We start from the raw sequence: 14160 nt of genomic DNA, 5'->3' as shown, positions 1-14160 counted from the left end.
CCGCTGTATCGACAAGAGAAATTTTTCGGCCGAGCCGGTCTGGCGATCGCCCGTTCGACCTTGGCGCAATGGGTTGGCGCCTGCGGCGTGCAGCTACAGCCACTGGTGGATGCGCTGCGCGAAGCAGTGCTCGAGCATGGCGTGATCCACGCCGATGAAACGCCGGTACAGATGCTGACGCCGGGCGCCAAGAAGACCCACCGAGCCTACATTTGGGCCTACGCCACCAGTCAGTTCGCCGACTTGGCGGCAGTCGTTTACGACTTCAGCCCGAGCCGCGCCGGCGAACACGCCCGAACCTTCCTGAACAACTGGAACGGCAAGCTGGTCTGCGACGACTTCGCCGGTTACAAGGCGAGCTTTGATCTGGGCGTCACAGAGATCGGCTGCATGGCCCATGCTCGCCGTAAGTTCTTCGACTTGCACGCGACCAATAAGAGCCAGATCGCCGAAAAAGCGCTGCATTACATCGCCGCGCTTTATGAGATAGAACGCGAAGTCCGCGAACTGGAACCTGACGCTCGACAACGGATACGGCAGGAAAAATCGGCCCCGATAATCGAGGCGCTGCACACCTGGATGATCGCCCAGCGACAACTTGTGCCTGAGGGATCGGCCATTGCCAAAGCCCTGGATTACAGCCTCAAACGCTGGGCCGCGTTGACTCGATATCTCGAGGACGGCGCGGTACCCCTCGACAATAACTGGTGTGAAAATCAAATCCGGCCATGGGCTCTCGGGCGTTCAAACTGGCTTTTCGCGGGCTCGTTACGCAGCGGCAAACGTGCGGCTGCGATCATGAGTTTGATCCAGTCAGCACGGCTTAATGGACATGATCCCTACGCCTATCTGAAGGATGTACTGACGCGGCTGCCTACGCAGCGAGCGAGTGAAATTGCGGCGTTGCTGCCACATCTGTGGCAACCGGTGTAATTACATCAGGTGGCGTCGTGGAGCGTTTATGAATATTCCGGCGCATAGTCCCAAAATCATCCACAAAACATGGTTTTTCGTAGCATTGGTTGCAATGGGGTAGATCTACGCCACGTACCGCCCTTTAGCGCCCCGAGACACCCTATAAATCCCGCAGTCTCCCTGTATCCCCCTCTCAAACACCCCATTTTCCCCCATTTAATCCGCGGAACGGTAGTTACCCTGGAGTTAGCGCCCCCTGATATACCCCCCATTTTCCCTAATAATCCCCGTAACACCCCATCACACCCTGATTATCCCTATATATCCCCGTAGCGCACCCCATTCTGCCCCTTCCAAATTCACTCGGGAGTTGTCGCTCCGCATTTGGTGGCAAAACTCGCAAAACTGATCCAGATTTATGAAAATTTGCGACGGAAGACGGCCGGAAGCGATAGCCTCTGCTGTACCTGAAACCTCTTAAATCCCCGTCTAATGTAATTATACGGATCACCATTATTTTTGAGGGTGGTCCTGTCACTGCGGCCCCATCATCTTGCGCGCGCACCATCCCTCTAGAAGTGGCGATGGTTACAGGAAGCTATCGGCTGTTGCGCCAATTTCCGACTTCGGGCCAGATGCCTTTGCCGGACGCTTACCGTAGACAGCCGTAATGGCCACTCAGTATCGTCCGAGGGTTTTCATCTCTCGGCGATTGTATGAGCGAAAAGAAAAAGGACAGCGACTGGAGCGTTTCTGAGATTAAGGCTGCGGTGGATGCCTATCTGAAGATGCTCGCACTTGAGCTAAGTGGTCAGAAATTCGTTAAGACGGAAGTGAATCTTGCTCTGCGGAAATCGGCCTTGCCCACTCGTACCAAAGGCTCTGTCGAATTCCGAATGCAGAACATTTCTACTGTTCTAATGAAGATGGATCGAGAATTCATCAAGGGGTACAAGCCTGCCAAAAACGTCGGATCGAACGTTGAGCAATCAATTCGAGCCGCGCTCACTGAACGAGGCGTTCAGCCTGGCGACCCCACTGCTCCGACTGCTGATGAAGAAACGCTGGAACGTCGTGCCGCGGTGCTTCAGAAACAAAAGATAAAGGAACCGCCAAAAGGCATTAAGAAGCCTAGGCGAGTGGCGAGCTCTCGCTCGGCATACGTTCGTGATCCCGAGGTCCGAGCGTGGGTGCGAAATGAAGCCGAAGGTCATTGCGAAGGTTGTGACGAACCCGCACCGTTCCAAAAGCTAGGTTTACCTTATCTGGAAGTTCATCACGTTAAACCGCTTGCCGACAAAGGCTCGGATCAAGTCAGCAACGCCGTAGCGCTGTGCCCGAATTGCCATCGGCGTTGCCATCATTCGAGTGACAGTGAGGCATACGCTGAGTTGCTCTATAAAAAGATTGGACGGTTAGTTCGCGAATAGCTGAGCGAATCGCCTTCTGTGGTGAGGGAGCTTACCCCGCACCACAATCCTGAAAAACAAAGACATTTCCTAGCATCATTCAAGAAGCATCCTACTGCCACACCTTGTCCCGTTCGCTAACGTCGCGCAGCCCTTTCACAGGGTCGCCGATGGACGAACGCACAAGGACAGTCAGTGGCTGACAACAAGGACATTCCCCAGCTTAGGAACCCGCCTTCCGGTGACGGCCATCACGTCACCTACCGCTTCATGACGCCTAGCGAACTGGCCGAGCGCGATGCTTGGCAGGACGCCTACGAGGCCATGCTCGCCAGGCAAGACGAATACCTGCGCAAGCGACAGGTTGTCGAGGTTGAACAGAAACCGGTTCAAGTCGGATGCGTCTTCGCCAAGTCCTGCAATTTGCCGGACGCGGTTATCAACTACTCCAATCCTTCGGGGATGGTGCCCACCGACAGCCTGCAGGACTACGGCGAGATCGCCTGGCTCGGCGCTCGCGAGGTCGACGATGGCGGTCTGCTGAATCTGCAAACGATCAGCGGATCTACGCTTTCGCTTGGCATCGGTCGGCTGGCCCTTGGCACCCCAAATATCGCAACTCCAGCCTTGAGCACACTCGGTGCGGTCGGAGCCAAGACACTCGTCGGTTTAGTTGCGCTGTTCTGGACGTCCAGCCTTGGCGACAGCGCCCTCTATACCGAAGACCAACTACGTGCGCTCAAGCAGGCCCGCACTCGAATGCGCCTGCAAATCGAACAACAGGCTGACGGCAGTCTCAAGGGCTACGCCTTCTACACCGGTAAAAACAATGATTGGGAAATGGTCGATGTGGTGCAGATCGCTTTGCGCGAGAGCCATTACGTCGCAGACCTCGGTCAAGGCATCGAACTGATATGGACCCCGGCCGAAGACGGCTCCGACATCCTCGGCATTCCTAAGCTTGAAACTGCACCGCAGGCGCCGCACATCTGGGTTTATCCGCCGACGAAACAGGCGGATAGCATCATCGTGAACCCGATCTATCCGCCTGAGTACAAGGATTTTATTCTTGTGTTTCCGGTGGGGTCTGGGGTTAGGCCGGTTTATATCGTTGTCAGTCAAATCGGGGATCACTCGTATTATGACCACCCGAAAACGCTACCCGCTTTCCCCGATGCAGTCCGAGCAAAATCAAAGTCATCTGTTCAAGGAGGAGGAAGGAAACGCGCCCGTTGGGTTGACCGTAAGGGACGAATTTATGAATGGGACTACAAAAGTAATGCCGTGGAAAAATACGACAAACTGGGGATTCACCTTGGTGAATACAACCACATTACCGGCGAGCAAACAAAACCAGCGAAACCGGGTAGGAAAACCTCAAGAAATTAAGGAGTAAAACATGCGCTACCTATTAATCACTGGCTTTCATCCGGACGATAAGAAGGACGATTCTTTACAATTCGAACTGGACATTGATGGCAGTGAACTCAATGAAAAAGTCGCTCAACTCATTGAATCCAAGCCACTCGCTGAAATGGAACCAGGCGAGTTACTTTTGAACGAGTCTCAAGTAATGGCACTGTCCGAAATTTTAGGCGTTAGATTTCCTGCGGGCTTGGAGTACTTCATAGGAACTTGTGCCAAGCAATGAAACAGGGTGAGCTATGGGATTGAAAATAAGACTTGAATGGTACGACAAGGAAACTGAGCTAGGCGAAGGAGAGGAACTGTCGCAAGATCTTGGCGATGATGGCTCGGTGATCGAGGCATTTGGCATGCCAATCGAAAACAACCTAAACAACGGTGGATTTGACGTTGGCTCTCAATGGGTCAGTTCGCTTCAACCCCATTTCCTCCATATCATTCGCTTGTCTGCCTTTGACTACCAAGTGGCGTTCATCTATCGGGACAAATTGTTTTGAGGCTGCTTCGCAGCCCAGCGGGAGCAAGCTCCCTCGCCACAGTGGGGTGTGTTGTTGCGGGCGGTGCCGGATCGGAAATTGAACGAAACATCCATAGCAAGCAAGCCCCGCCGACACTGGCTCATTGTCGCAACCAGTTCAGCCGCGAGCCTCCGCTTGCAAATCATCCAACTCGTCAATGATGTCCTCGTCGCGGTCTTCAAAGGCCTTCGCCATATCGCGCTGCAAGTCCGCCTGGACTTCCATGGCCTTCTTCGCGAGGTTCATTCCATCCTTGGAGTTCATGATGACTGCCATCGCGTTGGCGGGATTTTTGTTTGCCTTGATCATGAGTTCAAGTTCGTCCGCGTCGAAGTGTTCGGCGTAGACCTCGATCAGTGTGTCTTTGAGCAGTTCCTGGGGGATGTTTTCTTCGATGACGGCCCGGATCTTTGTCGAAGGGACATCGTGATACTTTTGCGAATAACCTGCCGTGGCGACTTGAACAACCATCTTGTACTGGGTGTCCAGCCCCATGACTTTTACCAGTTCTTCAGCCTTGTCCGTGCTGGAGCCGCAACCCGCCAGCAGCGCTGCGCACAGCGCGCTGATCGCCCATTTTGATGCATTCATCATGAAGTGCCCTGTCCTTTATTTACGATGTTGACCGAGGAACCCGGCAGGCCGGGCTCCTGGTTGGGAGATGGAGATCAGTTGGTCTCTAGCGTGTAGCTTTTGCTGACGAACAATCCCGCGAACAGTGATTTGTCCTCCTTGAACTCGTAGTCCTCGACAAATTTGCCGTCGGTGGCGAGTTTCTCGGCAATCGCACATTCCGAGTCGCTGTGATTTTTCGCTTTGGCGCCGAAGTCGCTCTGGTAATCAGACAGGCCCGCTTCATGACAGAAGCCGGCGAAGTCCTGGCTCTTGGTCGCCGCTTTGTATTCGTCGAAGCCATCCTTGAGTTGCTCAAAGCCTTTGTAAGTCAGTGAGTAACTGGCCACTTTGGTTTTGCGCGCAAAGTTACCCACCGCTTCGGCGAATACGGTCTGGCCCATTGAAGTACTGAAAGCCCCCATGATGAATCCGCCCAGGGCCCCTTTGAGTTGTTCCTGGACGTCATCCAGTTCTGCCAGCGAAGAGAACTTGGCCTCACGAACAATCCGTCCGGTTTCGCTGCCATCAACTCGATGCACGACCACGAACTTGACCGAACCTTCACCGTCGTCAGAGCGCTTGAGGGTGAAGTCCACGTCCACTTTGGTACCGAACTCACCGGTTGCACCGGTGATAAACGCACCGGTAAACGGAAGGCGCGAGACCATGTTGCTGCCCCACGAGTAGTTCGATTTAACGACGCCACCGTACTGGTCGATGTCCACGCGAGGCTGAATTTCATCAGCAACTTCCGACACCAGGACGACGTCCGTGCCCTTGCGCGACAGATAAGGGTTGCTCATGTCCATGCCCAACAACTGGACATGAATCTCACCGTCTTTGTTATCGCCGGAGTGACTGACCTTGAGCGCGTCGGCCTTCAGATAAACACCGCCTGCATTACCTCCAGATGTGGTGGACACCAGCAAATAACGCGACCAGGCCGCCAGGCCGGTTTCACTCGCGCCGCCATCTTTTCCACCCAGCATGGACGCGATGCCCTTCAGGAACTGCTCGGCTCCGTTGGTATGGGCAGCCACCATGCGGATTTCTGGCGACTCCACCGTGACGTTGCCGGACCAGAAGGAGTAGGAGATCTCGCCCTCGCTCAGTACGTTATCGAGGAAAAACTGCTGCTTGAGTTCCTCGTAGTAACTGATTGATTTCTTCTTTGCGGCGCTGGACAGCATTGAGGCCCCAGCGATGATCGCAACGCCTGCGATCGCAGCGGCGATGAGAATGTGCTTCTTGTTCATCGTTTTCATAGTGACCAGGCCTTACTGAATTTGGGCGGATGCTTGCTGCCAGGCAGCCAGATACTGCTGGGAGACTTCCGGAGTCCAGCTGAAGTCGATGCCGGCGTTCGGGAATTCCTTGGCCAGGACGGCGCCGAAGGAAACCCTGTCTGCGCAGTGATCCTGTTCACAGGCTTGCGCATCCGCGACCGGGTAGACACGGAAGGTAGGAACAGCGCGACCGTCTTCCAATGGCAGGTATGGTGTCATGTTGGCCGCCGGCATCACGTACCACTGATTTTCCAGCTCGACGTCGGCCTGGACCCGGCCCTTGCGCGGGAAGTCGATCTCGTAGAAGTCGCCGGACTTGCCCGTGACGTGAATCATCATCGGTACAGCAGATTTTGAAGACGATGGGTTGAGCATGGCGATTGGCGAGCCGAACGAAACTTTGATGCCCGCCATCTGTGCCAGGGCTTCCGCCTCGCGACCCTTGTAGTCCTTCATGCCAGCTTTCAGTTGCTCATAACGATCGAGTACCCGAGTGTGCGTCTCCGCCATTTGTTGCTGCAGGCGGCGTGCCTCTCTCAGGCGCAGCTCTTCACGTCGAAGGGCATAGTTGGTGCCTTGGCGGGCGTCGAAGTAGAACTCGCCGCGATTTTCACCCATGCGCGAGCGCAGAATATTGTCCTTGGTTTCGGAGGCGTAACCCACTGGGTACAGCGTTTGGAAGTTTTTCGCGAAGAACAGATTCGACAGGCCGACGGTACTTGGTGACGTGGCCTTCACCAGTTGGTAGACCTCGACGACTGCACGCTTCAACTCGACCGCATCGAGAGCAAATGCTTCGTCCGCGGTGATGACCACGTAATAAGGGTCGTTGCCGAACGGCGACAGCACGCGGTACGAAGGGCGTTCGAAGGCCAGATAAACCTTCATGCCGCGTGCCGGAAGTTCACCCACCTGAAACAGCGCCTGATCGGCGTTGTGGCTCAAGAAGGACAGCGCCTTTCCTTTCACGGCGGGGGCGATTGCCGGGTTGAACATCAGGCCGCTTGGATGCACGGTGGTTTTCGACCAGGTATCGCCGCGGTAGGTGTTCGGGACAGCCCACTTCAACTTGTCAAAACTACCCTCGGCATAACCGGATGCCCCGCAAGGCATTGCGGGTGTCGACGTGAAGGACAGGCTTGGATCGCTTTCATCAATGACCGATTTACTGATCAACCATTTGCATCCGCTACCGTCGGTAATTCCGATCAGGTTTTGGTTGGCCAGGACCAATGAACGGCCAAAATCAGAAGTTGGCACCGCGGCAACGGCAGTCGGTGGAGCGACTGGAGCGACTGGAGCGACTGGAGCGGCTGGAGCAGCGGGCTTCGGAGCTTCGGCTGCGGGTGCAGTAGCAACAGGTGCGGGAGCGACAGGCGCTGCCACCGTAGGCGCTTGAACTACAGCAGCAGGCTGCACCGATACAGGAGCAGGAACAGCCACTGGCGCTGGAGCCGGTTGCGCCACCACCGGAACCGGTACAGCCTCGGGAGCCGGGGACACCGCGACAGGTGCGCTCACAACAGGCTCAACCGGCACAGCGGCGACTGGAGCCGGGGCTGGGGCGGCCACAGCGACCTTTGCCTCTGCCGGTGCAACTGCCGCAGGAGCTGTTGCTACAACTGCCGGCGTTGCTGGTGCTGCTGGAGCTACCGGCGGTGCCGTCAGCGTGGCAAGCCCCAGGTTGGTTGCGTTGCCCGCGCCAGTGGCGAAAACCGCCCCTTTCGCGTCGACAGCTTTCCAAGTGACCTTCGCCGTCGGGCACTCTTGGCCGAGAATGAAGGGCAGCTTGCTCAGAAGCGTGTTCAATGGCTTCTGGTCATCCCACGCGGGACGCTGCATGGTGATGGCCACTTCAGGTTTGCACCAGGTGGTTGCGTCTCCATCAACGACGACGTGAATCTGTTCGGTTTTAGAGAAAGCGAGTTCGTGGGAGAACGCTTGCGGTGCGATGCCACAGGCCCCCGCCACCACTAGAACGATTGCGCGGTTTTTCATGGAGATCCTTAGATGAGTTCCCAAGTGCCATTGGCCTGTTTGCAGAAGGTGTTTTTCTCTTCCTCGGTGTTACCGTCAGGCGCCTTCAGGCTCACGGTCACGGGACGGCAAGAGGTTTCTGCAGCGACCTGCTGAGTGGGCAGCGTCGGGATCGAATCCAGATCGAAGGCCTTGGTTTCCTTGTTAGCCGCGACGTTCATCTCGTCCAGGTTCACCGCTGTTTTCTGGTTTTTCGCCAGCGCTGCAGATTTTGGTTCGACCAGGTCCTTGTTGACGTAACCCACGGTCACGCCCTTGCGGCCGACAAGAATCCAGTCGCCGGTAGAGCCAACAGCGGTGAACTCGGTACCCGGTTTCAAACCGCCCACTTTTTCCGCGTTTTTGTCGGGTGCAGAGCGGACGTTGGAGCTGCTTTTGGTCAAGTACTGCTCGTTGAGCAGTTTCATCGAAGGAACCGCAACGATCTTCGGCGCACGTTTGACTTCAACCGTCTTGGTTTGCGTGTACTCCTGGCCCTGAGTGATCTGCGCAGACGCACCAGAGTGGCCAGAAGTCCAAGTCACAGGTTGTTCTGTAGTACTTGCCGACGAATTCAAAGCTTCCTGGGTACGAAGCGCCAGTGCCTGTTTATCCTGGTCATCGAGCATTGCGCCGATCTTGTTACCGACGAAACCGCCGATGGCGCCACCAAGCAGCGTGGCGACAACCCTGCCGCTGCCTTTGCCAATGAATTGACCTACCACCGCGCCAGCGACGACGCCGACCGCAGTACCGGCTTGCTGCTTGTTGATACCCAACTCGGCGCAGCCAGAGCTTGCTGCAATGGCCAATGCCAGCACTGAAACGAGAAGCTTTTTACGCACGGTGACTCTCCCTATGTGTAAGTTCACTCTGCTCTCAGCAGAGGCTTTGTCATGTTGTAAAGCGTTGAATCTGAAGGCATGGCCCGATGGGAAAACGTGGTCAGCACAATTGGTCGCTGTACCCGGGGCTGCCGGTAATTGGATGGCCAGTCACTCGAGGGAATATGCCGATCGAAACGGTTGCAATCCGCTCAGGCAGGCGTCGCAGCGCCTCGGGAACCGAGACGATCAAGACCACATGTGGGTGACTGGCGGGAGCTGGCTGTGCAACTCACGTACTTGCGAGTTTCGGAGGGGGATGAGCAGCAGGCTGCAGATCAAATAGATGGCGTTCATAACGACGAGCGCGATTAGCATCCAACGAGTCCTTGTCAGAAATTCGAACGCCTGCCCCCGGATGATGAGGGGGCAGCGCAAAAAGATATAGCATAGTGCCATCTTGCTTGGAGCCACACCACTCAAAATGTGGAAATAACCGTGCAGCGCGAATGCTTTACGACTATAAAAACGATCCACTTCAGAGCCTGATAGCCCATGAAATTCGACCTCGCCTACTGCCTCAGCCTCGACGCCAAACTGTCGATCTATGACGTGCGCGATCTGAATTTCGACGAGACGATGGCGTTCGACTCCTCCAAGGAACATTTCCAGTGCCCTAACGATGCCTGTCGTTTAGCGTTCGATGCGGCGAATGAACTGGGGACGTTCAACGCCAAGAATGTGAACTACGTGCGCACGCCGCATTTCAAGAACTTGCCGAGTACACGGCATGTCGAGGGCTGTACGTATGTCAGCCTGAAGACACCGGCTTCGGGTGTGGAGTTGGACGGGGCGGAAACGGATGACAATCGTGAGGAACATTTTCCGTCGGAATTGTTGCTGACCCGGCGTGCGTATGTACGTAAGCCGTCCAGCGCTGCGGCGTCCCCCGATACGCAAAGGCATGAGCCTTTAGCACCTTCTGCCGCCACTGCCGTCGAGCAGCCAAGCCGCGATTCGGCACCGGACAAAACCAGCATCTTCGCCCATCCGGTGGAGTGTTTCGTGTCGAACTTCGAGGATAAGGATCTGCTCAAGCGCATGCCGCTGAAGATCGGCGAGCACACTGCGCCCTACGCTTCGTTCTTCAAGAAGATCGAATACCTGCAAGACAATAAGGGGCTGATTTACTGGGGCAAGGTCAAGCAGATCAAGGATTACACCCAAAGCTTTCGTATCGATTTCGAGAAGAAGGTCTGGTTCGAGAAGAAACCGTATTCAGTCAATGTTTACCTGAGCAAGAACCTGATCGACACCTACCGCAAGCGCAAGGCGTTCCTGGAGGAGATCAAGCATGCCATCGAGAGTGGGCGGGAGTTGTATTGCTTCTTTTATGGTGTGACGCCGGAGCTGAAGCAGGTGCCGAGCAAGAAAAACCCCGAGCAGACGTTCGGGGTTTTTAGCGCGAATATTGAGAATCTGGATCACTTTATTGTGCGGGAGGCGACGGGGTTGGCAGATTAATAGACGGGGTCACAGCGTCATCGCACCGGCTTATTGCGCGTCGTAATCAAGCTGATATTGGAGTTTCCATATCTCCCGCTTCACTTCCATGCGCCGTTCACGGGCGGCCCGGACGCCAGGCTCATCGAGGCCCACGTAATGACGCAACCAGTGGGCGATCATTTCCTCATCGGGGAAGTAATAGTCCTTGTGCCCTTTGCTACTCCTTGGAGCGTCGTTCATATCGCCATCGAAGCGGCCGGCCGAAAACTCGTCCGAGGGTAAGGAGCCCCATTCGGCGGCGAAGTCTTCAAACACCCAGGCAATTTCATTGAGATGTTTTTGCGCTCCGCGATGACCGCGTTTGTAAAACAAGTAGTCGCCGCAATTTTCAACAAAACGCTCCATCATCGGCTCGTCATCAACCCAGCGAAGGATGTCGTATTGCCCGGCATGACGGATCAGGCCATTTATCCAGCGCTCTGTAAAACGTTGAACGAAACCTTCGATATCTGCTTTTTTCGCGTCCGCGAAAATCATGCAGTAACGGGTTTGTACGTGGATGACGAACAGCACGTGCTTGCGCTGGACGGTGATCGCGTGGACCAGCCACTGCTCTGCTGACTCGTCGGGCGCATCGTCTTCGATAATGGATGATGGCGGTTTTTCCACCGGGGTGATTTTCTTGCCCTTGTGCACGCGGCTGAAGAATTGGCTGGCTGCTTCGGTACAGTTGAAGATCAACATGCGGGGTCCTTTGATGAAGTCTGATGCGGCTACCAGTCCCGTGGCTCGAGTTCGTCAACCCACACCATCTCATAGGGCTGGCGCACCACACCTGAGATGTAGTCCAGCGCATCTTCACTGAGGATCGATAACTCTGCATCAGTCAGCAAATCATGCATGACCATCAAAGCTAACCCCCTGAGCGCACTGGAGCGCGATTGGCTGTTGTGGTCAAAGGCCCGGGCCATGTCCTTGTTTCGATCCTGGATCAGCCCGTAAAGCATTCCGTACCGAGCGTGAGCCGAGAGAGCACCGTGTTGGGTAATCGCCTTGGCATCGGCGAGTACACCTTGGCAGAAACGATCGAGCGCAATCTGGCGCAGTGTCTTGAATTTCTTCCAGTCGCTTTCAGCTATCGCCATGGTGTCCTCCTGCACTTGTTTTGAATGTTGGACGCGTGATTGTTGCGGAAAAAACCGCGCATACCAACCCCGAAATCGAGACGAAATACAGCAAGTAGCCAGACAGGTGCCGTCCGTCTGCGTATTAGCAAAAATAAAAAAATCAATTTGATCCCGGCTCAAAACAACTGTACAAAAACACAGTATATTTTGAATCAACACTCTCGAGCCCGGAGAACACCCATGGCCTCTCAAGCGATGAAAATCACCCTGGAACGTATCGCCCTCTTCCAATTCACCCCGGCCCACTGCGCCCAGGCCCGAGCGATGCTGGGTTGGTGTGTGGAAGAGTTGTCGCAGGAATCCGGGGTTTCCGTCGATGCCATTCAGCGCTTCGAAGCGGAGCGTGAGGTGCTGGATGTCACTCGGTTGACGCTTGCGTATCGGTTTGAATCGGAAGGGTTGGTGTTCTTCCCGGGGTTTGCGCCAGGGCGCGGGATGAATTTGAGAGGGTCTACGCCGAATCCAGTGGGGCGGGCGGATTTTGCGATGGTTGAGTGAAGGCTTTGCACGGGCCGCTTCATGAAAAGCGGCCCGTTAGAAATGCATTACGCATTCTGCACTGTGATCTGTTCACCCTCCCCTTCCACCGCCAACCACCACGCACCACCACGTTGCGGATGCATCAGGTTGAACGCTTCACCCATCTGCGGCGTGGTGATCGAAACGTTTCGCTCCCAGGCCAAGGCGAGGATGCGGTCGAAGGGTTCGTACCAGGCGTGCATCGACAGGTCGAAGGTGCCGTTGTGGATCGGCAATAGCCAGCGGCCCTTGAGGTCGATGTGGGCTTGCAGGGTTTGTTCGGGTTGCATGTGCACATGCGGCCAGTCGACGTTGTAGGCGCCGGTTTCCATGAGGGTCAGGTCGAACGGGCCGTATTGTTCGCCGATGCGTTTGAAGCCGTCGAAGTAGCCGCTGTCGCCGCTGAAGAAAATGCGTGTGTCGCCGTCGATCATCACCCATGAGGCCCAGAGGGTGCTGTTGCCGTCGAACAGGCCGCGGCCGGAGAAGTGTTGCGACGGGGTGGCGATGAACTGAATGCCATCGACTTCGGTGCCCTCCCACCAATCCAGTTGCCGAACTTTGCTGGCATCGATGCCCCACTTGATCAGGGTATCGCCCACGCCCAACGGGGTGAGGAAGTATTTGGTTTTGTCAGCGAGTTTCAGCACAGCCTGATGATCGAGGTGATCATAGTGATCGTGGGAAAGAATCACGGCTTCAATCGGCGGCAACTCTTCCAGGCTGATCGGTGGTTGGTGAAAGCGCTTGGGGCCGGCCCACTGCACAGGCGATGCGCGTTCGGCGAACACCGGGTCGGTGATCCAGAACTTGTCATGTAGCTTCAGCAATACCGTGGAATGGCCGAGGCGGTAGACGCTGTGGTTCGGCGCGGCCATCAGCGCCGCCTGCGTCAGGGGTTGTACCGGCACCGGGGCGCTGGGGCGGGTGTTGTGAGGTTTGTGGAAGATGACGTTCCACAGGATGCGCAAGGTTTTACGAAAGCCTTCACGCTTGACGGGGGCATGGTTTCGGAAGAGTCCTTCCACCTGAAGGGACGCTTCAGGCGTAGAGGCGTTATCCGCCGGGGAAGTTGAATTGGCCATGACTGAATGACTCCAGGAAAACCGCACGTCTCACGATTTCCCGCTTTGGGACGATGTATGGCCGTTGCACGCACGCATTAGCCGAAACTCTATTTTTGACTGTGCCGCATTAACAAAACGTTACACTGCACAGTGTAGTTCCAAGGTTGCATCAAAGCCGTTCGCAAGTAAACTGCCGAGTGTAATTTTTAACTTTTCTGCCGAAGCGTATTTATGACAGCTCCACAACGCCTCACCGACCGAAAACGCGAAGCCATCATTCAGGCGGCGATTGCCGAATTCCGTGCCAACGGTTTCGACATCACCAGCATGGACAAGATCGCCGCTACTGCAGGCGTGTCGAAGCGCACGGTGTACAACCACTTCCCCAGCAAGGAAGAGTTATTCGCCGAGATTCTTAATCAATTATGGATTCGGGTGACTGCAGAAGAGGAAACGCCTTACAGCAGCGATCGGCCTCTGCGCGAACAATTGCGCCAGCAACTGACGGCAAAGCTACAGATGTTGAGTGATGAAAACCTTCTCGACCTGGCGCGAGTCGCCATCGCCGCAGCCATCCATTCTCCCGAGCGCGCCCAGAGCATGGTTGCAAAAATGGGTGAGCGCGAAGAGGGCCTGACCGTCTGGATTCGTGCGGCCCAAGCGGATGGACGATTGAAAGCGGTCGCCCCGGAGTTCGCGGCACAACAGGTTCAGGGTTTGCTTAAATCCTTCGCGTTCTGGCCGCAGATTTCCATGGGCCGGCCGAGCTTGCCCGCCGAAGAGCAAGCCGCCGTAGTGGAGTCCGCGCTAGACATGTTCCTGGCCTGTTATCAGCTGCAATAAATGACAAGTTCGGCGGACCTGTCGAACAGT

Annotated in this window: 15 protein-coding genes; 8 read left to right on the top strand and 7 right to left on the bottom strand. The window is 55.7% G+C overall.

The annotated features are described in order from the left end of the window. The 5 genes from tnpC to NL64_RS16995 all read left to right on the top strand — a co-directional run. The coding region (tnpC, locus tag NL64_RS30600) for an IS66 family transposase (RefSeq protein WP_034149226.1) at positions 1-933 on the top strand (933 nt) is incomplete at its 5' end. 698 nt (positions 934-1631) lie between these two features. Next, positions 1632-2345 (top strand): HNH endonuclease, encoded by a 714-nt coding sequence (locus NL64_RS17010; protein ID WP_034149225.1) that lies wholly within the window; start codon positions 1632-1634, stop codon positions 2343-2345. 174 nt (positions 2346-2519) lie between these two features. Continuing rightward, a complete protein-coding gene (locus NL64_RS17005) occupies positions 2520-3713 on the top strand; it encodes an S-type pyocin domain-containing protein (RefSeq protein WP_034149224.1) in 1194 nt (397 codons plus the stop codon). A 10-nt stretch (positions 3714-3723) separates the two neighbouring features. Beyond that, a complete protein-coding gene (locus tag NL64_RS17000) occupies positions 3724-3975 on the top strand; it encodes a pyocin S6 family toxin immunity protein (RefSeq protein ID WP_034149223.1) in 252 nt (83 codons plus the stop codon). Positions 3976-3988: 13 nt separating this feature from the next. Continuing rightward, positions 3989-4246, top strand: a complete 258-nt coding sequence (locus tag NL64_RS16995; RefSeq protein ID WP_034149222.1) for a colicin E3-like toxin immunity protein — start codon at positions 3989-3991, stop codon at positions 4244-4246. A gap of 138 nt (positions 4247-4384) precedes the next feature. On the opposite strand, the gene NL64_RS16990 is transcribed toward NL64_RS16995, so the two are convergent. The 4 genes from NL64_RS16990 to NL64_RS16975 all read right to left on the bottom strand — a co-directional run bounded on the left by NL64_RS16990 (position 4385) and on the right by NL64_RS16975 (position 9029). Beyond that, on the bottom strand, positions 4385-4861 hold the full coding sequence (locus NL64_RS16990; protein WP_052321259.1) for a hypothetical protein: 477 nt from the start codon (positions 4859-4861) through the stop codon (positions 4385-4387). A gap of 74 nt (positions 4862-4935) precedes the next feature. Then, the gene (locus tag NL64_RS16985) at positions 4936-6147 is read right to left on the bottom strand and encodes a hypothetical protein (protein ID WP_034149221.1); all 1212 of its coding nucleotides are present in this window, start codon (positions 6145-6147) and stop codon (positions 4936-4938) included. Between the two features lie 12 nt (positions 6148-6159). Next, positions 6160-8166: a hypothetical protein gene (locus NL64_RS16980; RefSeq protein WP_034149220.1), complete on the bottom strand. Its 2007-nt coding sequence runs from the start codon at positions 8164-8166 to the stop codon at positions 6160-6162. Positions 8167-8174: 8 nt separating this feature from the next. Further along, on the bottom strand, positions 8175-9029 hold the full coding sequence (locus NL64_RS16975; protein ID WP_034149219.1) for an SH3 domain-containing protein: 855 nt from the start codon (positions 9027-9029) through the stop codon (positions 8175-8177). Positions 9030-9563: 534 nt separating this feature from the next. Here NL64_RS16975 and NL64_RS16970 point away from each other — a divergent pair. Then, on the top strand, positions 9564-10532 hold the full coding sequence (locus tag NL64_RS16970) for a hypothetical protein (protein ID WP_034149218.1): 969 nt from the start codon (positions 9564-9566) through the stop codon (positions 10530-10532). 30 nt (positions 10533-10562) lie between these two features. Here the strand turns inward: NL64_RS16970 and NL64_RS16965 are convergent, their stop codons facing one another. Together NL64_RS16965 and NL64_RS16960 are read right to left on the bottom strand one after the other, a co-directional pair. Continuing rightward, on the bottom strand, positions 10563-11258 hold the full coding sequence (locus NL64_RS16965; protein ID WP_034149217.1) for a DUF6933 domain-containing protein: 696 nt from the start codon (positions 11256-11258) through the stop codon (positions 10563-10565). Between the two features lie 29 nt (positions 11259-11287). Beyond that, a complete protein-coding gene (locus NL64_RS16960) occupies positions 11288-11659 on the bottom strand; it encodes a hypothetical protein (RefSeq protein WP_034149216.1) in 372 nt (123 codons plus the stop codon). 222 nt (positions 11660-11881) lie between these two features. Between NL64_RS16960 and NL64_RS16955 the strand changes: the two genes are divergently transcribed. Continuing rightward, positions 11882-12199: an XRE family transcriptional regulator gene (locus NL64_RS16955; RefSeq protein ID WP_034149215.1), complete on the top strand. Its 318-nt coding sequence runs from the start codon at positions 11882-11884 to the stop codon at positions 12197-12199. A 47-nt stretch (positions 12200-12246) separates the two neighbouring features. Here the strand turns inward: NL64_RS16955 and NL64_RS16950 are convergent, their stop codons facing one another. Beyond that, a complete protein-coding gene (locus tag NL64_RS16950; protein ID WP_034149214.1) occupies positions 12247-13305 on the bottom strand; it encodes an MBL fold metallo-hydrolase in 1059 nt (352 codons plus the stop codon). Between the two features lie 213 nt (positions 13306-13518). On the opposite strand from NL64_RS16950, the gene NL64_RS16945 reads away from it, so the two are divergent. Then, entirely contained in the window at positions 13519-14130 is a 612-nt protein-coding gene (locus NL64_RS16945) for a TetR/AcrR family transcriptional regulator (protein WP_034149213.1), read from the top strand. The last annotated feature ends 30 nt before the right edge of the window (positions 14131-14160 follow it).

The organism is Pseudomonas fluorescens, from assembly GCF_000802965.1.
Taxonomy (GTDB): Bacteria; Pseudomonadota; Gammaproteobacteria; order Pseudomonadales; family Pseudomonadaceae; genus Aquipseudomonas; species Aquipseudomonas fluorescens_A.
This window is presented reverse-complemented; position numbering and strand designations above follow the sequence as displayed.